This window comes from Agrococcus pavilionensis RW1, assembly GCF_000400485.1.
GTDB classification, from domain to species: Bacteria; Actinomycetota; Actinomycetes; order Actinomycetales; family Microbacteriaceae; genus Agrococcus; species Agrococcus pavilionensis.
Window position 1 is genome coordinate 18915 of record NZ_ASHR01000014.1, and the last position, 18880, is coordinate 37794.

Below are 18880 nucleotides of genomic sequence, written 5' to 3' on the forward strand. Positions count from 1 at the left end.
CCCTCTTGTCTTCATTCCTTGACAGCAACCGGGCGGCTGGACACGATGGCCGCATGGCGAAGCGAGCCCGCCCCGGCTCCCAGGGGGCGCTCCGGGCCGCGAACGAGGCGCGGCTCGTGCAAGCGCTCCGCAGCGCGCCCGCGACGCAGTCCGAGCTCGCCGAGCGCACCGGGCTCGCCAACGCGACGGTCTCGAACATCGTTCGCGACCTGCGCGAGCGCGGCGCCGTGTCGACCTCGCCGACGGTGCGGCTCGGGCGGCGCGCGAGCCTCGTGACGCTCGAGCAGGCGGGCGGGCCGACGGTCGTCGGCGTCGACTTCGGCCGGCAGCACGTGCGCATCGCGATCGCGGTCGACGGGGCCGGCGAGCTCGTCGAGGACGAGATCCCGCTGCCGCCCGGCCATCGCGCGGAGGAGAGCATCGCGGCCGCGGTCGGCCGGCTCGACGAGCTGCTGGCTGCCGCGAGCCTCGGGCGCGGCGACATCGCGGCGATCTGCGCGGGGGTGCCCGGTCCCATCGACTCCCGCACGGGCACGGTGCTCGGCCAGACGATCCTGCCGGAGTGGGAGGGCGTCGCCGCGAGCGACGTCGCCGAGGCCTTCGGGATGCCGGTCGAGCTCGTGAACGACGCGGATCTCGGCGCGATCGCAGAGCGCGCGTTCGGCCCGCACGGGCAGGTCGACGACCTCGTGTTCGTGAAGGTCGGCACCGGCATCGGCGCGGGACTCGTGCTCGGCGGGCGGCTGCATCGCAGCGCGATCGGCATCGCGGGCGAGCTCGGCCACGTGCAGGTCGAGCCGAACGGCGCGCTGTGCGTGTGCGGCAACCGCGGCTGCCTCGAGACGCTCGCGTCGGCGCGCGCGATGGCGCAGTCGCTCTCGGCTGCGCTCGGCACGCCCATCACGACCGCCGACATCGTGCGGCGGGCGCTCGACGGCGACCCGGCCACGCGCCGCGTCATCGACGACGCGGGCGTCGCGATCGGCCGCGCGGTCGCGACGGCGGCGAGCCTGCTCGCGCCGTCGCTCGTGGTGGTCGGCGGCCCCGTCGCCGAGGTGGGCGACCTGCTGCTCGGCCCCGTGCGCGAGAGCTTCCGGCGCTTCGCGCTCCACCCGCTCACGACGACGACGCGCATCGAGCGCACGACGCTCGGCAGGCGCGCGGAAGCGCTCGGCGCGGTGACCCTGGCCGGCCGGAGCGCGGTCGACGATGCGTTCATCGGTGGACCGCGAGAGGCGCGGATGCGTTCAATGCTTGACCTCAACGAGGTGCGCGCGTAGGTTGATCGGCGATCCCGCCGAGGGCGGCGGGATCGGGGGAAGGAGCCGACGGTGGCGGACCCGGTGATCCTGGAGATGCGGGGCATCACGAAGGAGTTCCCCGGCGTCCGCGCGCTCGAGGACGTGAGCCTCGAGGTCCGGAAGGGACGCATCCACGCCATCTGCGGCGAGAACGGCGCAGGCAAGTCCACGCTCATGAAGGTGCTCTCGGGCGTCTACCCGCACGGCACCTTCGACGGCGAGATCGTCTACCAGGGCGAGCCGGTCGCCTTCGGCAGGATCAACGACTCCGAGCGCGCGGGCATCGTCATCATCCACCAGGAGCTCGCGCTCGTGCCGGAGCTGTCGATCGCCGAGAACATCTTCCTCGGCAACGAGCCGCGGAAGGGCGTCGCGATCGACTGGGACGCCGTGCACGTGCGCGCGACCGAGCTGCTCGCCCGCGTCGGCCTCGACGAGGATCCCGAGACGCCCATCAAGCACATCGGCGTCGGCAAGCAGCAGCTCGTCGAGATCGCGAAGGCGCTCGAGAAGGACGTCAGGCTGCTCATCCTCGACGAGCCGACCGCCGCGCTCAACGAGGCCGACTCGCAGCACTTGCTCGACCTCATCGTCGGGCTCAAGGGCAAGGGCGTGACGTCGATCATGATCTCCCACAAGCTGGGCGAGATCGAGCAGGTCGCCGACGCCATCACGATCATCCGCGACGGCCGGGTCGTCGAGACGCTCGACATCGAGCACGGCGCGGTCGACGAGGACCGCATCATCCGCGGCATGGTCGGGCGCACGCTCGGGCACCGCTTCCCCGAGCGCTCGGGCGCGGCCGGCGACGTCTTCTTCGAGGTGCGCGACTGGACGGTGCAGCATCCGCTCTCCGCCGAGCGGCTCGTCGCGAAGGGCTCGAGCTTCACCGTGCGGCGCGGCGAGATCGTGGGCTTCGCCGGCCTGATGGGCGCCGGCCGCACCGAGCTCGCGATGAGCCTCTTCGGCCGCCAGTACGGCACGTGGCTCGGCGGCACGATCGTGAAGGACGGGCAGGAGATCCGCGTGCGCTCGGTGCCGGAGGCGATCGAGCACGGCATCGCGTACGTGAGCGAGGACCGGAAGGCGCTCGGGCTCAACCTGCTCGACACCATCAAGCGCTCGGTCGTCTCGGCGAAGCTCGGCAAGGTCTCGACCGCGGGCGTCGTCGACCCGATCCGCGAGCTGCACGCGGCGGAGGAGTACCTCAAGGCGCTGCGCATCAAGGCCCCGGACGTCGAGCAGGGCGTCGACACGCTCTCGGGCGGCAACCAGCAGAAGGTCGTGCTGTCGAAGTGGATGTTCACCGACCCCGACCTGCTCATCCTCGACGAGCCGACGCGCGGCATCGACGTGGGGGCGAAGAGCGAGATCTACCAGATCATCCGGCAGCTCGCCGATCAGGGGAAGGGCGTCATCCTCATCTCCTCCGAGCTGCCCGAGCTGCTCGGGCTCGCCGACCGGATCTACACCATCTTCGAGGGCCGGATCACGGGCGAGCTGCCCGCAGCGGAGGCCGACCAGGAGATGCTCATGCGCCGCATGGCGCCGACGAAGGGTGACTGACGGATGAGCGATGGGGCGACGCCGCGGCGCGGGTTCCTGGCCGAGGCGAGCATGCTGTTCGGCAAGAAGGGATCGCTGAAGGAGTTCGGCATCCTGGGCGCGCTCATCGTGATCGTGCTCGCGTTCCAGCTCGCGACGAACGGCACGACGCTCTCGTCGGGCAACGTCATCAACCTCGTCCAGTCGCAGTCGTACATCCTCATCCTCGCGATCGGGATGGTGATGGTCATCATCGCCGGCCACATCGACCTCTCGGTCGGCTCGGTCGCCGCGTTCGTGAGCGTCGTCGTCGCCATCTCGATGACCGACTGGGGCATCCCGTGGTGGTCGAGCATCCTGCTGGGCCTCGGGCTCGGGATCGCGATCGGCGCGTGGCAGGGCTTCTGGGTCGCGTTCGTCGGCGTGCCCGCCTTCATCGTCACGCTCGCGGGCATGCTCATGTTCCGCGGGCTCAACCAGCTCGTCGGCCAGTCGCGCGGCATCGGCGTCGACTCCGAGTTCGTCGCGCTGCTCGCGGGCTACCTGCCCGAGATCGGCCCGGACACCGGCTACAACAACCCCACGCTGCTGCTGGGCCTCATCGCGATCGTCGCGGTCGTCGTGCTCGAGCTGCGCCGCCGCGCCCGGCGGCAGAGCGTGGGCGCCGAAGTCGCACCCATGTGGGTGCTCGTCACCCGGCTCGTGCTCGTCGCCGGCGTCATCGTCGCGGCGACGCTGCTGTTCGCGAGCGGACGCCCCGGCACGAGCTTCCCGCACTCGGGCATCCTGCTCGCGATCTTCGTGCTCGCCTACGGCTTCCTCACGCAGCGCACGACCCTCGGCCGCCACATCTACGCGGTCGGCGGCAACCGCCGGGCGGCCGAGCTCTCGGGCGTGCGCACGCGCTGGGTCGACTTCTTCGTGATGGCGAACATGTCGGTGCTCGCGGCGGTCGCCGGCATGCTCTGGATCGCGCGCTCGCAAGCGGCCGGTCCCGCCGACGGCACGGGCTGGGAGCTCGACGCGATCGCGGCCGTCTTCATCGGCGGTGCCGCGGTCGCGGGCGGCATCGGCACCGTCGCGGGCAGCATCATCGGCGGCCTCGTGATGGCGGTGCTCTCGAACGGCCTCTTCGCGATCGGCACGGGATCCGACTGGATCCAGGTCATCAAGGGCCTCGTGCTGCTCATCGCGGTCGCAATCGACGTGCTCAACAAGCGCCAGGGGCGCTTCTCCATCATCGGCCTGCTGCAGCGCGGGATGCGCGGCAGCCGCGCCGCCGATCCCGCTTGACCGAACCGACCCATCCGCACTGAAGGAGCAACCATGAGGAAGACCACCACGGTGGCGCTGGTCGGCATCGTCGCCGTCAGCGTCGCACTGACCGGCTGCGGCCGCGGCGACACCGGGAGCAGCAGCGCCGACCCGAGCGAGGGGGCGGCGGCCGAGGGCTTCGCCGCCGACGCGACGATCGGCGTCGCCCTGCCCGACCGCACGAGCGAGAACTGGGTGCTCGCGGGCGACCTGTTCACGAACGGCCTCGACGAGGCGGGCTTCGACGGCAACGTGCAGTACGCGGGCTCGTCGAACTCGGTCGGCGACCAGCAGCAGCAGATCCAGACGATGATCGACGGCGGCGCCGAGGTGATCGTGATCGGCGCGGCCGACACGAACCAGCTCGCGACGCAGCTGCAGGCGGCCGACGCCGCCGGCATCACCGTCATCGCCTACGACCGGCTCATCCAGAACAGCGAGCTCGTCGACTACTACGTCGCGTTCGACAACTTCCACGTCGGCGAGCTGCAGGCCGAGTCGCTGCTGCAGGGCCTCGAGGAGCGCTACGGCGACCAGGAGGCCTGGAACATCGAGCTGTTCTCGGGCTCGCCCGACGACTCCAACTCGGCGGTGTTCTTCGACGGCGCGATGAGCGTGCTGCAGCCGCGCATCGACGACGGCACGCTCACGGTCGTCTCGGGCCAGACGACGGTGCAGCAGACCTCGACCGAGGACTGGGCGGCGGAGAACGCGCAGAACCGCATGGACACGATCCTGCAGAGCTCCTACCAGGGGCAGGAGCTGCACGGCGTGCTCTCGCCGAACGACAACCTCGCGCGCGCGATCCTCACCTCGGTGCAGAACGACGGCCGCGAGGTGCCGGTCGTGACGGGCCAGGACTCGGAGGTCGAGTCGGTGCGCGCGATCGTCGCGGGCACGCAGTACTCCACCATCTACAAGGACACGCGCGCGCTCGTCGCCGCGACCATCGAGATGGTGCAGGCGTTGCAGGCCGGCGAGGAGCCGGAGACGACCGCGACGTCGGACAACGGCGCGATCGAGGTGCCCTCGAACCTGCTCGAGCCGGTGATCGTCACGCAGGCGAACGCGGCCGAGGCGTACGCCGACAACCCGGATCTCGCGCCCCTCACCGAGGGCTGAGCGACCGCGGCGGGCGGCTCCCTCGAGGGGCCGCCCGCCGCGCTGCGCTCGGGGCCGCCCGCATGCCGCCGTGGCCGCGCTCGCTAGGCTGGAGCGCCGACCTGGAGGAGCACATGCACTACGCCGAGTCCGTCCTCGAGACGATCGGGAACACCCCGCTCGTGCGCCTCTCGAGGGTCACCGAGGGCATCGCCGCGACCGTGCTCGCGAAGGTCGAGTTCCTCAACCCCGGCGGCTCGGTCAAGGACCGCATCGCGCAGGCGATGATCGAGGACGCCGAGGCGAAGGGCCTGCTGCGCCCCGGCGGCACGATCGTCGAGCCGACGAGCGGCAACACCGGCGTCGGCCTCGCGCTCGTCGCGCAGCAGAAGGGCTACCGCTGCGTCTTCGTGTGCCCCGACAAGGTCGCCGAGGACAAGCGCGCGACGCTGCGCGCCTACGGCGCCGAGGTCGTCGTGACGCCCACCTCGGTCGCGCCCGACAGCCCCGAGTCGTACTACGGCGTCGCGAACCGGCTCACCGACGAGATCGAGGGCGCGTTCCAGCCCAACCAGTTCTTCAACCCCGCCGCGCCGGCCGCGCACGAGGCCTCCACCGGCCCCGAGATCTGGCGCGACACCGACGGCCGCGTGACGCACTTCGTCACTGGCGTCGGCACGGGCGGCACGATCACCGGCACCGCGCGCTTCCTCAAGCGCGTCTCCGACGGCGCCGTCCGCATCATCGGAGCCGACCCCGAGGGCTCGATCTACTCCGGCGGCACCGGCCGCCCCTACCTCGTCGAGGGCGTGGGCGAGGACATGTGGCCCGGCAATTACGACCCGAGCGTCGTCGACGAGGTGATCGCGATCGGCGACGCCGAGTCGTTCGCGATGGCCCGCCGCCTGGCCCGCGAGGAGGGCCTCCTCGCCGGCGGCTCGAGCGGCATGGCGGTCGCGGCTGCACTGCGCGTCGCGCGCGGGCTCCCCGCCGACGCGGTCGTCGTCGTGCTGCTGCCCGACTCCGGCCGCGGCTACCTGCAGAAGCTCTACTCCGACTCCTGGATGCGGTCCCACGGCTTCGCAGCGGCGGACGCCGGGCCGACGGTGCGCGACGTGCTCGCCGGCATGGGCGCCGAGCCGTCCGTCCTCGCGCACGTGCGCCCGAGCGACACCGTGCGCGCCGCGATCGAGCGGATGCGCGAGCTCCGCGTGCACCAGCTGCCCGTGCTCCGCGCGGCGCCGCCCGTCGTGCTCGGCGAGGTCGCGGGCGCCGTCGACGAGCGCGCGCTCCTCGACGCGGTCGTCGCCGAGCGCGCGAGCCTCGCCGAACCCGTCGGGAAGCACCTCGGCCCGCGGATGCCGCAGATCGGCATCACGGAATCGGTGGATGCGCTCCGCGCGGCGCTGCGGGACGCCGACGCCGTCCTCGTGCTCGACGCCGCGAAGCCCGCCGGCGTCGTCGCCCGCACCGACCTGCTCGCCCACCTCGCGAAGGACGCCTGACATGAACGACGACCACCACGCATCCCACGGCTTCTCGACTCGCGCCATCCACGACGGCCAGCCCTTCGACCCGCGCACCGGCGCCGTCATCCCGCCGATCTTCATGACCTCGACGTTCGTGCAGGACGGCGTGGGAGGGTTCCGCGACGGCTACGAGTACTCGCGCGGCGGCAACCCCTCGCGCGACGCGCTGCAGCAGCAGCTCGCGAGCCTCGAGGGCGGCTCGCACGCGTTCGCGTTCGGCTCCGGGCTCGCCGCGGAGGACGCGATCCTGCGCGCCGTGCTGCAGCCGGGCGACCACGTGCTCATGGGCAACGACGTGTACGGCGGCACGCACCGGCTCGTCTCGCAGATCCACTCCCGCTGGGGCGTCGAGATCTCCACCGCCGACGCATCCGATCTCGACGCCGTGCGCGCGGGCCTGCGGCCGAGCACGAAGATCCTGTGGGTCGAGACGCCCTCGAACCCGCTCATGAAGGTCGCCGACATCGCCGGGCTCGCCGAGCTCGGCCACGCGGCCGGCGCGATCGTCGTCGCCGACAACACCTTCGCGACGCCCTACCTGCAGCAGCCGCTCGGGCTCGGTGCCGACGTCGTCGTGCACTCGACGACGAAGTACATCGGCGGGCACTCCGACCTTGTCGGCGGCGCGGTCGTGACGGCGGATGCGTCGCTCGCCGAGCGCATCGGCTTCCAGCAGTTCGCGGTGGGCGCGGTCAACAGCCCGTTCGACGCGTGGCTGACGAGCCGCTCGCTCAAGACGCTCGCCGTGCGCGTCGAGCGGCACTGCCAGAACGCGCAGCTCGTCGCCGAGTCGCTCGTCGGGCACCCGGCCGTCACGGCGGTGCACTACCCGGGCCTCGCCGATCACCCGCAGCACGAGCTCGCGGCGCGGCAGATGCGCGGCTTCGGCGGCATGGTGTCGCTGCAGCTCGCGGGCGGGAAGGCCGCGGCGCTCGAGCTCGTGCGGCACACCGGGGTCTTCCAGCTCGCCGAGTCGCTCGGCGGCATCGAGTCGCTCGTCTGCTTCCCCTCCGAGATGACCCACGCATCCGTCAAGGGCACCGAGCTCGCCGTGCCGGAGGACCTGCTGCGGCTCTCGGTCGGCCTCGAGGATGCCGACGACCTCGTCGCCGACCTGCAGCAGGCGCTCGGGAAGCTGGCGTAGCCGGGAGGCGTGCGCTCCGTGCGACGGTGACCGGGGCCCGGGACGGGCCCCGGCGCTGGCGTCGCGCGGAGGCCCGAAAGGGCCTCCGCATTAACTCCAGCGCGCTACTCGAGCGCGGCGCCGCGCCGCTCGGGGAGCGTCCACGCGGCGACCGCCGCGATCGCGAACGCCGCCGCGAACACCGCGAACAGCAGCAGCGGACCGCCGAGGCCGAGCAGCGGCGGCACGGCGAGCGGCGCGATGATCGAGGCGATGCGGCCGAAGCCCGCCGCCGCGCCCGTGCCCGTGCCTCGCACGTTCGTGGGGTAGAGCTCGGGCCCGATCGCGTAGAGCGCGCCCCACGCGCCGAGGTTGCAGAACGAGAGGGCGCAGCCGGCGGCGATGATCATGCCCTCCGTCGACGCGGTGCCGAACCACGCGGCGGCGAGCGCCGAGCCGGCGAGGAAGGCCGTGAGCGTCGGGCGTCGTCCCCAGCGCTCGATGAGGAACGCCGCCGTCGCGTAGCCGGGCAGCTGCGCGAGCGTGATGATGAGCGTGAACCCGAACGAGCGCACGAGCGGGAAGCCGGCCTCGACCAGCAGCGACGGGATCCAGATGAACGCGCCGTAGTACGAGAAGTTGATGCAGAACCACACCGCCCACAGCGCGATCGTGCGGCGGCGGAGCGCGGGCGACCAGATCGAGACGCGATCGGCGTCGGCGACCGTGCCCCGGGGATCCGGAGCCGTCGGCTCGGACCGTGCCGACGCATCCGTCGTCTCGTCCTCGACCGGCGCGGCGACACCCGCCGATCGCTCGAAGCGCCGCACCGTGCGCTCGGCCTCGGGGATGCGCCCGCGGGCCTCGAGGTAGCGCACCGACTCGGGCATGCCCCAGCGCACGACGATCGAGAAGACGGCCGGCGCCATGCCGATCGCGAGCCCCCACCGCCAGCCGTCGTCGGCGGCGCCGACGACGAAGGTGCCGATGACCGCGGCGGCGATCCAGCCGAGCGCCCAGAACGCCTCGAGCCAGACGACGACGCGACCGCGGATGCGCTTTGGCGCGAACTCGCTGATGAGCGTCGAGGCGACCGGCAGCTCGGCGCCGAGGCCGAGCCCGACGACAAAGCGCAGCACGAGCAGGGCCGCGAGCGAGCCGACGAGCGCCGAGGCGCCGGTCGCGAGCCCGTAGACCAGCAGCGTGAGCGCGAAGACGCTGCGGCGGCCGATCCGGTCGGCGAGCAGGCCGCCGACCGTCGCGCCGATCGCCATGCCGACGAAGCCGATCGAGGCGATCCAGCTCGACTCGGTCGCCGTGAGGCTCCACTGCTGCGCGAGCGCCGCGATGACGAACGAGATGAGGCCGACGTCCATCGCGTCGAGCGCCCAGCCGATGCCGCTCGTGCCGAGCAGCCGGCCGTGGGCGCGCGAGAACGGCAGGCGGTCGAGCCGCTCGGAGCGGCTGAGGCCTTCGGCGGTCGGGAGGGTCACGGGGATCGCTCTCGTCTGCGGCGCACGGTCGCCGGTCGGCCACCACGATAGTGCGCGGTCGGGCCGCGCGCGGCTAGCGTTGCGGCATGGGCGAGCAGCTGCGGATCCCCGACGACATCGAGCACGCGGAGGTCATCGGCTTCGTCGAGATGACGACGGATGCGCTGTGGCCGCTGTGGACGACGGCCGAGGGCCTCGAGCGCTGGTGGTGGCCGATGTTCGACGACACCCGCTACGAGATCGACGGCCGGGAGGGCGGCTCGTACCGGATCCAGACGGGCGACGGCGGCTTCGGCGTGCAGGGGCGCTACCTGCAGCTCGACGAGGGCGAGCGCATCGCGCAGTCGTGGATCTGGCTCTCCGGCGACGACCAGGGCGCGCGCGAGGAGCTCGTGACGATCGACTTCGCCGAGGTCGAGGGCGGCGTGCGGATCGTCGTGCGGCAGACAGCGCCGATCGACGAGGTCGACGACTTCCAGCAGGGATGGCAGGACTGCCTGACGCGGCTCGAGGAGCTCGTCGACGACTGAGCCCAGCGCCGCGGTCAGCGCTCGCGCCGGAGGCGGATCGCGCTCACGACGTGGCTCGCGCCGAGCGCGACCAGGGCCAGCGGGAACAGCGCGCCGACGAGGGCGATCAGGCCGACGGACGGCACGGCGAGCAGCACCCAGCCCCACGCGAGGGCGTTCAGCGCGTCGGCGAGCACGACGACGAGCATCGCCCAGCGGTCGTAGCCGCGCACGGGCCAGCTCCTCGCGATGACGATCGCCGCGACGAGCCCGACCAGCAGTCGCGTCACCGAGATCGCGTCCCAGGAGTGCGCAGCCGCGAGCGCTCCAGGGACGAGGTACAGGGCGAACCAGGAGCAGAAGTAGCAGAGGGTCAGGATGCCCCCGACCTTGACCCAGCTCAAGCGCGCGCGGTCGCCGACGATCCCGAACTGCAGCAGCACGGCGCCGAGCAGCACGAGCCCCGGGGCCGTCGCGCTGGGCAGCGGCATCGCCGCAGCTGTGCCCGGGAGCAGCGCCGGGAGCAGCCAGACGCCGCCGCCGAGCGCGATCGCGATCCCGCCTGCGAGCCGCTGGCCGTCGCGGGTCCGTGCCGCGCGGGGATTGCGGTCGTGCACTGTCGCGGTCATGCGCCTCCCTTCCCTCCGAGTCAACCCAGCCTCGCCGGAGCGGTCAAGCGACGAGCCCAAAGTCGTTCGTTCGGCTAATCAGGCGTACGCTGGAGCCGACCCACCGATCCGAAGAGGAACCGCATGCTGCTCGCCATCGTCAACGCCCAGGTCGTGCCCGTCGAGGGCCAGGAGTTCGAGGGCACGGTGCTCGTGCGCGACGGCCGCATCGCCGAGCTCGGCCCCGACGTCGCGGTGCCGGAGGGAGCGACGGTGATCGACGCCGGCGGCGCGCAGGTGACGCCGGGCCTCGTCGACGCGCACGTGCACCTCGGCGTGCACCCCGAGGGCGACGGCGCCGCGGGCAACGACACCAACGAGATGACGAACCCCAACACCGCGGGCGTCCGCACGATCGACGCGATCGACCCCTTCGACGAGGGCTTCGACCTCGCGCTCGCGGGCGGCGTGACGACGGTCAACGTCAACCCCGGCTCGGGCAACCCCATCGGCGGCCAGGCGACGACGCTCCACACGCACGGCCGCATCGTCGACCACATGGTGCTGCGCGAGCCCGCGGGCCTCAAGAGCGCGCTCGGCGAGAACCCCAAGCGCGTGTACGGCGACAAGAAGCAGACGCCGTCGACCCGGCTCGGCACGGCGAAGATCATCCGCGACGCATTCGTCGCCGCGCAGAACTACCAGCGCAAGCACAACGACGTCGACGCCGGCGCGACCGCCGAGGTCGACCTCACGATGGAGGCGCTCGGCAAGGTGCTGCGCCGCGAGATCCCGTGGCGCCAGCACGCGCACCGCGCCGACGACATCGTCACGGCGCTGCGCCTGCAGGCCGAGTTCGGCTACGACCTCATCATCGACCACGGCACCGAGGCGCACGTGGTCGCCGATCTGCTCGCCGAGCGCGGTGTGCCCGTGCTCATCGGGCCGCTCTTCACGACGAAGTCGAAGATGGAGCTGCGCAAGCGCTCGATCGCGAACCCCGGCAAGCTCGCGAAGGCGGGCGTCGAGCTCTCGATCATCACCGACCACCCGGTCATCCCGATCTCATTCCTCGTCCACCAGGCATCCCTCGCCGTCCGTGAGGGCCTCGACCGCGAGACCGCGCTGCGCGCGATCACGATCAACCCCGCGAAGGCGCTCGGCGTCGCGCACGAGGTCGGCTCGATCGAGGTCGGCAAGCGCGCCGACCTCGTCGTGTGGGGCGGCGACTGGATGGACCCGATGGCCCGCCCGCGGACCGTGCTCATCGACGGCCGCGTCGTCTTCGAGCATGACGCCGCGACCGGCGAGGAGCGCGTCGCCCCGCGCGACGAGGTGCCGCTGGCGCTGCCCGCCGCGTGACGGGCGCGCCCGGGGAGCCCATGAGCCCGGGCCGGCGCTTCCGGGTGCTGCTCGTGCTCGGGCTGCTCGCCGGGCTCGGGCCCTTCACGATCGACCTCTACCTGCCGGCGTTCCCGGCCGTGAAGGACACGTTCGCGACGACGGATGCGGTGGTGCAGCTCACGCTGTCGGCCACGACGCTCGGCTTCGCGCTCGGGCAGCTCGTGATGGGGCCGCTCTCCGATCGCATCGGGCGCCGGGTGCCGCTGCTCGCCGCGACGAGCGTGCACGCCGTCGCGAGCGTCGGCGTCGCGATCGCACCCGACATCGCCACGCTGCTCGCGCTGCGCGTCGTGCAGGGGTTCGGGGCCGCGGCGGGCACCGCGGTCGCGATCGCGATGGTGCGCGATCTCTTCGGCGGCCGACGGCTCACGACCGCCCTGTCGCGGCTCGCGCTCGTCATCGGCATCGCGCCGATCGCGGCGCCCGTCATCGGCTCGTGGCTCATGGGGGTGCTGGAGTGGCGAGGGCTGTTCTGGGTGCTCGCGGCGTACGCGGTCGTCGTCATCGGGCTCCAGCTGCTCGTGTTGCGCGAGACGCTGCCCGCCCACTTGCGGCAGCCGAGCGGCCGGGTGCCGCTGCGAGCGCAGTACCGCGCCGTGCTGACCGACCGCGTCTTCGTCGGTGTCGCGATCATCGGCGCGAGCATCTTCGGCGGCATGTTCGCCTACCTCTCGACCTCGTCGCTCCTGCTGCAGGAGGTCTACGGGTTCACGCCGGGCGAGTTCGGCCTCGTGTTCGCCATCTGCTCGGTCGCGGTGCTGTGCGGCACGCAGTCCGCGGCGGCGGCCGCGAACCGCTGGGGCGCCCAGTGGGTGCTCGCCGTGTCGACGGCGCTGCTCATCGTCGGCGCAACGCTCATCGTCGTGCTCGATCTCGCCGGCGCCGGAGTGCCGGGCCTCGTGCCGCCGCTCGCGCTGTTCGCGCTCGCCTTCGGGCTCTCGATGCCGTGCGTGCAGACGCTCGCGCTCGCGAACCACGGTCGCGAGGCGGGCACCGCCGCATCGCTGCTCGGTGCGCTCAACATGTCGATCGCGGGACTCGTGAGCCCCGTCGTCGGGCTCTTCCGCGTCGAGAGCGCGGTGCCGATGGGGGTCATCATGCTCGCGTGCGGCGTGCTCGCGACCCTGTCGCTGTGGCTCGTCGTGCGGCCGCGGCAGGTGCCGCCCGTCGAGTGACGCGTCGCCGTACCGGGACAGGGATCGCGGCGGCCTGCGTGCAAGGATGGGCCGCATGAGCGACGAGCTGGCGCAAGCGCAAGCGGCACTCGAGGCAGCGCGCAAGGCGCAGGCCGAGGCCGAGGCGCGCATCGCCGCGCTCGAGGCGGCGCGCCAGCGCGCGAGCGACGACGACCCGGCTCGCGAGCGTCCGCTCGACGAGGCCGCGGTCGAGGCGGTTCGCGCCGGCTACGCGTTCGACGGCCCCGCGCTCGAGCTCGGCGCGCTCGTCAACGGCGACCCGGACCCGGAAGCCAAGGTGCGCATCCCCCTCTCGATGCTCAACCGCCACGGGCTCATCGCCGGCGCGACGGGCACGGGGAAGACGAAGACGCTGCAGGTGCTCGCCGAGCAGCTCTCGGCCGCGGGCGTGCCGGTGTTCGCCGCCGACATCAAGGGCGACCTCTCGGGAGTCGCGCAGCCCGGGGAGTCGGACAGCGCACTGCTCGCGCGCACCGCGGGCATCGGCCAGGCCTGGGAGCCGACCGCGTTCCCGGTCGAGTACTTCGCCCTCGGCGGGCGAGGCGTCGGCGTGCCCATCCGCGCGACCGTGCTGTCGTTCGGGCCCACGCTGCTCGCGAAGGTGCTGGGCCTCAACGCGACGCAGGAGTCGAGCCTCGCGATCGTGTTCGCGTACGCCGACGAGCAGCAGCTGCCGCTGCTCGACCTCGAGGACCTGCGCGAGCTGCTGCTGTGGCTCACGGGCGACGGCAAGCCCGAGCTGCGGAGGCTCGGGGGCGTCTCGACCCAGACGGCGGGCGTCATCCTGCGGGAGGTCACCGCCTTCAGCGAGCAGGGCGCCGACGTGTTCTTCGGCGAGCCGGAGTTCGACCCGCAGGACCTGCTGCGCACGAGCGCCGACGGTCGCGGCATCATCAGCCTGCTCGAGCTGCCGAGCGTCGCGAGCCAGCCGGCGCTGTTCTCGACCTTCCTCATGTGGCTGCTCGCCGACCTGTTCGAGGAGCTGCCGGAAGTGGGCGACCTCGACAAGCCGAAGCTCGTCTTCTTCTTCGACGAGGCGCACCTGCTGTTCCGGGATGCGTCGAAGGACTTCCTCGCCGCCATCACCCAGACCGTGCGGCTCATCCGCTCGAAGGGCGTGGGCATCGTCTTCGTCACGCAGTCGCCGAAAGACCTGCCCGCCGACGTGCTCGCGCAGCTCGGCTCGCGCGTGCAGCACCAGCTGCGCGCGCACACGCCCGACGACGCGAAGGCGCTGCGCGCCGCGGTGCGCACCTACCCGACGAGCGGCTACGACCTCGAGCAGGTGCTCACGAGCCTCGGCACCGGGGAGGCCGTCGTCACCGTGATGGGCGAGCGCGGCGCGCCGACGCCCGTCGCCTGGACGCGGATGCGCGCGCCGCAGGGATCGATGGACCCGAGTCCGGAAGCCGCGCTGCGGCGGGCGGTCGAGTCGTCGAGCCTCCTCGGGCGCTACGGCACCGCCGTCGACCGCGAGTCGGCGCGCGAGATCCTCCAGGCGCGGCTGCGCAGCGCCGAGGAGGCCGCGCAGCGTGCGCGCGAGCTCGCCGAGGCAGAGGCGGAGGCCGCGCGACTCGAGCGCGAGGCGGCATCGCAGCGCAGTCGCTCGCGGGGGCGCTCGAGCGACCGCAGCGGCAGCCCGGTCACCGACTTCATCGGCTCGCGCACCGGCCAGACCATCCTCCGCGAGATCGTGCGCGGCGTCTTCGGCAACCGGCGCCGGTGAGCGCGCTGGAGCCGGGAGAGCGCTCCGACGCCGCGCTCTCCCCGCAGACCCGCAAGCTGCAGGTGCCCTACGCCCTGCTCGCCGCGACGGTCCTCCTCGTCATGGGAATCGCCAATCCGAGGGTGTGGTCGAATCCGTGGGCGTGGACGGCCGTCGGCATCCTCGCTGTCGCGACCATCATCGCCCTGATCGCGACGCTGCTGCCCGCCGGGAGCGGACGGGCGAGAGCCGTCGTGCCGATGCTCGACCTCGCCGCGAGCGCGGTGCTGCTCGTCGACGCGAGCGCGCCTCGCACCCTCGCGCTGCTCGCGGTGCTCCCGGCGTTCTGGATCGGCATCGTGGCGGGCAGGCGCGGCATCGCGATCGTCGCGGGCGTGAGCGCGGTGATCGCGGCGATCCTCGGCGTGCACCTGGCCGGTACGACGGGCACGCTCCTGACGGCCAACGCGGTCGGCACCGTGCTCATCCCCGCGTCCCTCCTCGCCGCCGCCTGGTCGGCCCACTACTACTCGCGCCTCCTCGGGCGGCAGCAGCGCGCGCTGCTCGAGCGCGAGCGCGAGCGCACCGAGATCGCTCGGAAGGCGGCAGCCGACGCGACGCTCATCGACGCCGTCTTCGAGACCGCGCGCATCGGCCTCATGCTGCTCGACCCCGAGGGTCGCATCGAGCGCGTCAACCCGACGCTGCGCGAGCATCCCGCGATCGCCGGGGAGTCGGTCGCAACGATGCTCGACGGCGTCCGCTTCCTCGAGATCGACACCCGCCGACGCATCCGCCACTCGCGGACGCCCCTCGTGCGCGCCGCGCGGGGCGAGGCCTTCGACAACGTCGACTGCTGGATCAGCCGGCCGGGCCACGACCTGGTCGCGATCCGCATGTCGTCGCGGCCGATCCTGCTCGACGGCGAGTTCCGCGGCTCGATCGCCTCGATCGACGACGTCACCGCCTACATGCGCATGCTCGAGGATCGTGACGACTTCGTCGCGCTCGTCTCCCACGAGCTGCGCACGCCGCTCACGTCGATCGCCGGCTATCTCGAGATCGCGCTCGACGAGGACCTGCCCGGCGACCTCCGGTCGTGGCTCGAGACCGCGCAGCGCAACTCCAACCGCCTGCGGGCGCTCGTCGAGGACCTGCTCGTGGTGGGCGAGATGAGCCGCGGCGAGGTGCAGCTGCAGTCGACCGACGTCGACCTGCGGGCGCTCGCCGTCGACGCCGTCGCCCTGCTCGACCATCGCGCTCGGCGCAAGCGCGTCTCGCTGCGGCTCGTCGACGGGCCCGTCGCCATGGTCGAGGGCGACGCCCGGCGGCTCAGCCAGGTGATCGAGAACCTCATCTCGAACGGCATCAAGTACACGCACGACGACGGCGATGTCGAGGTGCGCATCGAGCTCGACGGGCAGGAGGCGGTGGTCTCCGTGCGCGACGACGGTCCGGGCGTACGGCCCGACGAGGTCGCGCGCGTCTTCGAGCGCTTCTACCGCTCGAGCTCGGCCCGGGAGTCGCAGCTGCCCGGTGCGGGACTCGGCCTGTGGATCTGCCGGATGATCGTGCACGCGCACGGCGGCTCGATCGACTTCTCGAGCGAGCTCGGCGTCGGCTCAGTCGCCTCGTTCCGCTTGCCCCGGGCCGCTTGAGCCGCTCGCGCTCGCGCCGGCGAAGCCGGTGCGGGTCATCTCGCCCCAGACCTGCTTGCGGCCCGTGAGCGCGGCCCACCAGCCCTGGATGCGCCAGATGGCGGTCAGCTGTCGGTAGCCGAGGCTCTCTGCCAGCACCGCCCAGAGCACGGCGGCCAGGTCGCGCCAGCGCTCGTAGCGGTGGAAGCTCGCCTCCTCGACGACGACCGCGGCGAGCGTGACGATCGTCCCGTAGCCGTACGAGACGAGCAGCAGGAGCAGCGCGGCGACCGGGTCGACCGCGCCGACGAGCAGACCGAGCACGACGATGACGATGCCCACCAGCTCGATGAGCGGCGCGAGCAGCTCGAAGAGCCAGTAGTAGGGGAGCGCGAGCATCCCCACGCGCCCGTAGCGCGGGTGGAGCAGCATGCCGCGGAACTTCCACAGCACCTCCCACAGCCCGCGATGCCACCGGCGGCGCTGGCGCGCGAGCACCTTGAGCGTGGACGGCGCCTCGGTCCAGCTCACCGGCTCGGCGACGAATCGCACGCGCGCGTCGCGGTGGCCGTCGCGGATCCAGCGCTGGATGCGCATGACGAGCTCGAAGTCCTCGCCGATCGAGTCGGGATCGAGGCCACCGAGCTCGACGAGCACGTCGCGGCGGAACATGCCGAACGCGCCCGAGATGAGGATGAGCGCGTTCAGGTCCGACCACGCGGTGCGGCCGAGCAGGAACGCGCGGAGGTACTCGACCACCTGGATGCGCGTGATGAGCTGCTTGGGCATCCGCAGCTCGACGATGCGGCCGCCGAGCACGCGCGAGTTGTTGACGATGCGGACGACGCCGCCGGTCGCGACCACGCGGTCCGGATCGTCGGCGAACGGCTTCGACACCGAGAGGAGCGCGTCGGGCTCGAGGATCGAGTCGGCGTCGACCATGACCACGAGCTCCTTGCTCGCAAGGTCGAGGGCGGCGTTCACGGAGTCGGAGCGACCCGAGTTCTCCTTGTCGACGACGACGAGCGGCACGGCACCCTCCGGAGCGCGCCAGACACCGCGCAGCCGCCCGCGCACCGGGATCCGGCCGGGCAGGTCGCGGTCGTCCTCGACGAGCGCGAACTCCTGCTTGAGCAGCTGCATCGTCTCGTCGGCGCTGCCGTCGTTGACGACGATCACCTCGTGGTCGGGATAGCGGAGGTCGAGCATCGAGCGCACGCTCGTGAGGATGACGGCGCCCTCGTTGTAGGCGGGGACGATCACCGTCACGCCGAGGCTCACGGGCGACCCGGCCATCGCGTCCTCGCCGCGGTGCTCGCTGCGGCGCAAGTACCGGGCGAAGTGGCGAGAAGCCACGAGGATGAGCACGAGCATCGAGGTGTTCGCGACGATGAAGTAGACCGCCGACGGCCACGCGAGCACCGCGAAGATGGCCTCGAGCGCGTCGTGGAGCCAGCTCATGCGAGCGCTTCCCGACGCGGCAGGCCGGCCGCGCGACGCACGCCAGGCTCGGCGCGGTCGAGCGCGCGCAGCGCCTCCCCGCGCCACGCGCTCGGCATCGCGGCGATCGTGCGCGCCGCTGCCTCGCCCCTCGTGCCGCCCGCGAGCGCCTGCTCGACGAGCGGGCCGAGCGCGTCGCGCACCGGCAGGCGCTCGAGCGAGCGCATCGCCGCGAGCCGCACCGACTCGTGCTCGTCCTGCACGAGTCGCACGAGCTCCTCGCCTGCGCCGGGCACCTGCAGCAGCCCGGCGACGCGCGCGGCGCCGCGGCGGATGCCGGCGTCCGGGTCGCGCAGCGCCTGCCGCACGCGCTCGCTCGCCGCGCTGCCCTGCTGCAGCAGCGCCGTGGCCGCGACCGTCGACGGCACGCCGCTCTCGGTCGCGAGCGCCCGCGTCACCGCGTCGACCGCGATCGGATCCTCGAAGGAGCCCAGCGCGCGCACGGCGACCGTGCGCACCTCCGGCTCCCGGTCGTCGGCGAGCTCGAGCAGCAGCTCGAGCGCGCCCTCGGGGGCGAGGCGGCCGAGCGCTTCGGCGGCGTCAGCGCGGCGCACCGCGCTGCGGTGCCGGGCGGCGTCGAGCACGAGCGGTGCGAGCCCGACCGCGGCAGCGACCGCGCGGAGCCGGTCGGCGGCCTCGCCGGTGACGTCCTGCAGCATCATGAACACGGTGCGGCCGATGTGCGCGTGCTCGCCGCGGTCGAGTGCGCGCATCCGGTCGAGCAGCGCCGGCAGCTCGTCGTCGTCCGCGATCGTCGCCTCGAGCACGAGGCGCCGGAGGCGCCCGTCGAGCTCGCGACGTCGCCGCTCGCGCGCTCGCCGCGAGGAGCGCTGCACGACGAGCGTGCCGAGCATGCCGAGCGTGACCAGCAGGGCGGCGATCAGTAGGGCCCACAGCAGCTCGGGGGCCACGAGG

15 protein-coding genes are annotated in these 18880 nt (G+C 72.7%); 11 read left to right on the forward strand and 4 right to left on the reverse strand.

All coding sequences use genetic code 11. The features are described from left to right. Positions 1-53 precede the first annotated feature (53 nt). The 6 genes from L332_RS18820 to L332_RS18845 all read left to right on the forward strand — a co-directional run bounded on the left by L332_RS18820 (position 54) and on the right by L332_RS18845 (position 7934). Positions 54-1280, forward strand: a complete 1227-nt coding sequence (locus L332_RS18820; RefSeq protein ID WP_021009798.1) for an ROK family transcriptional regulator — start codon at positions 54-56, stop codon at positions 1278-1280. 75 nt (positions 1281-1355) lie between these two features. Next, the gene (mmsA, locus tag L332_RS18825; protein ID WP_200860950.1) at positions 1356-2867 is read left to right on the forward strand and encodes a multiple monosaccharide ABC transporter ATP-binding protein; all 1512 of its coding nucleotides are present in this window, start codon (positions 1356-1358) and stop codon (positions 2865-2867) included. 36 nt (positions 2868-2903) lie between these two features. After that, positions 2904-4139 carry a multiple monosaccharide ABC transporter permease gene (mmsB, locus tag L332_RS18830; RefSeq protein ID WP_374222128.1) on the forward strand — a complete coding sequence of 412 codons (1236 nt, stop codon included), beginning with the start codon at positions 2904-2906 and terminating at the stop codon, positions 4137-4139. Between the two features lie 33 nt (positions 4140-4172). Continuing rightward, positions 4173-5282, forward strand: coding sequence for a substrate-binding domain-containing protein (locus tag L332_RS18835; protein ID WP_031223326.1), 1110 nt, complete (start codon positions 4173-4175; stop codon positions 5280-5282). A gap of 113 nt (positions 5283-5395) precedes the next feature. Continuing rightward, positions 5396-6766 carry a cystathionine beta-synthase gene (locus L332_RS18840; protein ID WP_021009802.1) on the forward strand — a complete coding sequence of 457 codons (1371 nt, stop codon included), beginning with the start codon at positions 5396-5398 and terminating at the stop codon, positions 6764-6766. 1 nt (position 6767) lies between these two features. Then, positions 6768-7934 (forward strand): cystathionine gamma-synthase, encoded by a 1167-nt coding sequence (locus L332_RS18845; protein WP_021009803.1) that lies wholly within the window; start codon positions 6768-6770, stop codon positions 7932-7934. 104 nt (positions 7935-8038) lie between these two features. On the opposite strand, the gene L332_RS18850 is transcribed toward L332_RS18845, so the two are convergent. Next, positions 8039-9406 (reverse strand): MFS transporter, encoded by a 1368-nt coding sequence (locus tag L332_RS18850; RefSeq protein WP_021009804.1) that lies wholly within the window; start codon positions 9404-9406, stop codon positions 8039-8041. An 86-nt stretch (positions 9407-9492) separates the two neighbouring features. On the opposite strand from L332_RS18850, the gene L332_RS18855 reads away from it, so the two are divergent. Further along, positions 9493-9936: an SRPBCC family protein gene (locus L332_RS18855; RefSeq protein ID WP_021009805.1), complete on the forward strand. Its 444-nt coding sequence runs from the start codon at positions 9493-9495 to the stop codon at positions 9934-9936. Between the two features lie 14 nt (positions 9937-9950). Here the strand turns inward: L332_RS18855 and L332_RS18860 are convergent, their stop codons facing one another. Continuing rightward, a complete protein-coding gene (locus tag L332_RS18860) occupies positions 9951-10544 on the reverse strand; it encodes a hypothetical protein (protein WP_021009806.1) in 594 nt (197 codons plus the stop codon). Positions 10545-10667: 123 nt separating this feature from the next. Here L332_RS18860 and L332_RS18865 point away from each other — a divergent pair, with 123 nt between their 5' ends. Genes L332_RS18865 through L332_RS18880 form a run of 4 tightly spaced genes read left to right on the forward strand, consistent with a single transcriptional unit; the run spans position 10668 to position 16486 of the window. Beyond that, entirely contained in the window at positions 10668-11885 is a 1218-nt protein-coding gene (locus L332_RS18865) for an amidohydrolase (RefSeq protein ID WP_021009807.1), read from the forward strand. Positions 11886-11905: 20 nt separating this feature from the next. Further along, positions 11906-13102, forward strand: coding sequence for a multidrug effflux MFS transporter (locus L332_RS18870; RefSeq protein ID WP_031223327.1), 1197 nt, complete (start codon positions 11906-11908; stop codon positions 13100-13102). Between the two features lie 55 nt (positions 13103-13157). Next, positions 13158-14849: a helicase HerA-like domain-containing protein gene (locus L332_RS18875; protein WP_021009809.1), complete on the forward strand. Its 1692-nt coding sequence runs from the start codon at positions 13158-13160 to the stop codon at positions 14847-14849. Then, a complete protein-coding gene (locus tag L332_RS18880; protein ID WP_021009810.1) occupies positions 14846-16486 on the forward strand; it encodes an ATP-binding protein in 1641 nt (546 codons plus the stop codon). The genes L332_RS18875 and L332_RS18880 overlap by 4 nt, the downstream gene beginning before the upstream one ends. Here the strand turns inward: L332_RS18880 and L332_RS18885 are convergent. Together L332_RS18885 and L332_RS18890 are read right to left on the reverse strand one after the other, a co-directional pair. Beyond that, a complete protein-coding gene (locus tag L332_RS18885) occupies positions 16451-17926 on the reverse strand; it encodes a glycosyltransferase family 2 protein (protein ID WP_021009811.1) in 1476 nt (491 codons plus the stop codon). The two genes, L332_RS18880 and L332_RS18885, sit on opposite strands and share 36 nt — an antisense overlap. Next, positions 17923-18876 (reverse strand): HEAT repeat domain-containing protein, encoded by a 954-nt coding sequence (locus L332_RS18890; protein ID WP_021009812.1) that lies wholly within the window; start codon positions 18874-18876, stop codon positions 17923-17925. Before L332_RS18890 ends, L332_RS18885 begins: the two co-directional genes overlap by 4 nt. Positions 18877-18880: the final 4 nt, after the last annotated feature.

Bases quoted from the DNA above. Each gene is read 5' to 3' on its own strand.
- mmsA (WP_200860950.1), top strand. From the start codon at position 1,356: ATGCGGGGCATCACGAAGGAGTTCCCCGGCGTCCGCGCGCTCGAGGAC.
- L332_RS18885 (WP_021009811.1), bottom strand. From the start codon at position 17,926: ATGAGCTGGCTCCACGACGCGCTCGAGGCCATCTTCGCGGTGCTCGCG.
- L332_RS18845 (WP_021009803.1), top strand. From the start codon at position 6,768: ATGAACGACGACCACCACGCATCCCACGGCTTCTCGACTCGCGCCATC.
- L332_RS18855 (WP_021009805.1), top strand. From the start codon at position 9,493: ATGGGCGAGCAGCTGCGGATCCCCGACGACATCGAGCACGCGGAGGTC.
- L332_RS18870 (WP_031223327.1), top strand. From the start codon at position 11,906: ATGAGCCCGGGCCGGCGCTTCCGGGTGCTGCTCGTGCTCGGGCTGCTC.
- L332_RS18860 (WP_021009806.1), bottom strand. From the start codon at position 10,544: ATGACCGCGACAGTGCACGACCGCAATCCCCGCGCGGCACGGACCCGC.
- L332_RS18875 (WP_021009809.1), top strand. From the start codon at position 13,158: ATGAGCGACGAGCTGGCGCAAGCGCAAGCGGCACTCGAGGCAGCGCGC.
- L332_RS18835 (WP_031223326.1), top strand. From the start codon at position 4,173: ATGAGGAAGACCACCACGGTGGCGCTGGTCGGCATCGTCGCCGTCAGC.
- L332_RS18820 (WP_021009798.1), top strand. From the start codon at position 54: ATGGCGAAGCGAGCCCGCCCCGGCTCCCAGGGGGCGCTCCGGGCCGCG.
- L332_RS18865 (WP_021009807.1), top strand. From the start codon at position 10,668: ATGCTGCTCGCCATCGTCAACGCCCAGGTCGTGCCCGTCGAGGGCCAG.
- L332_RS18840 (WP_021009802.1), top strand. From the start codon at position 5,396: ATGCACTACGCCGAGTCCGTCCTCGAGACGATCGGGAACACCCCGCTC.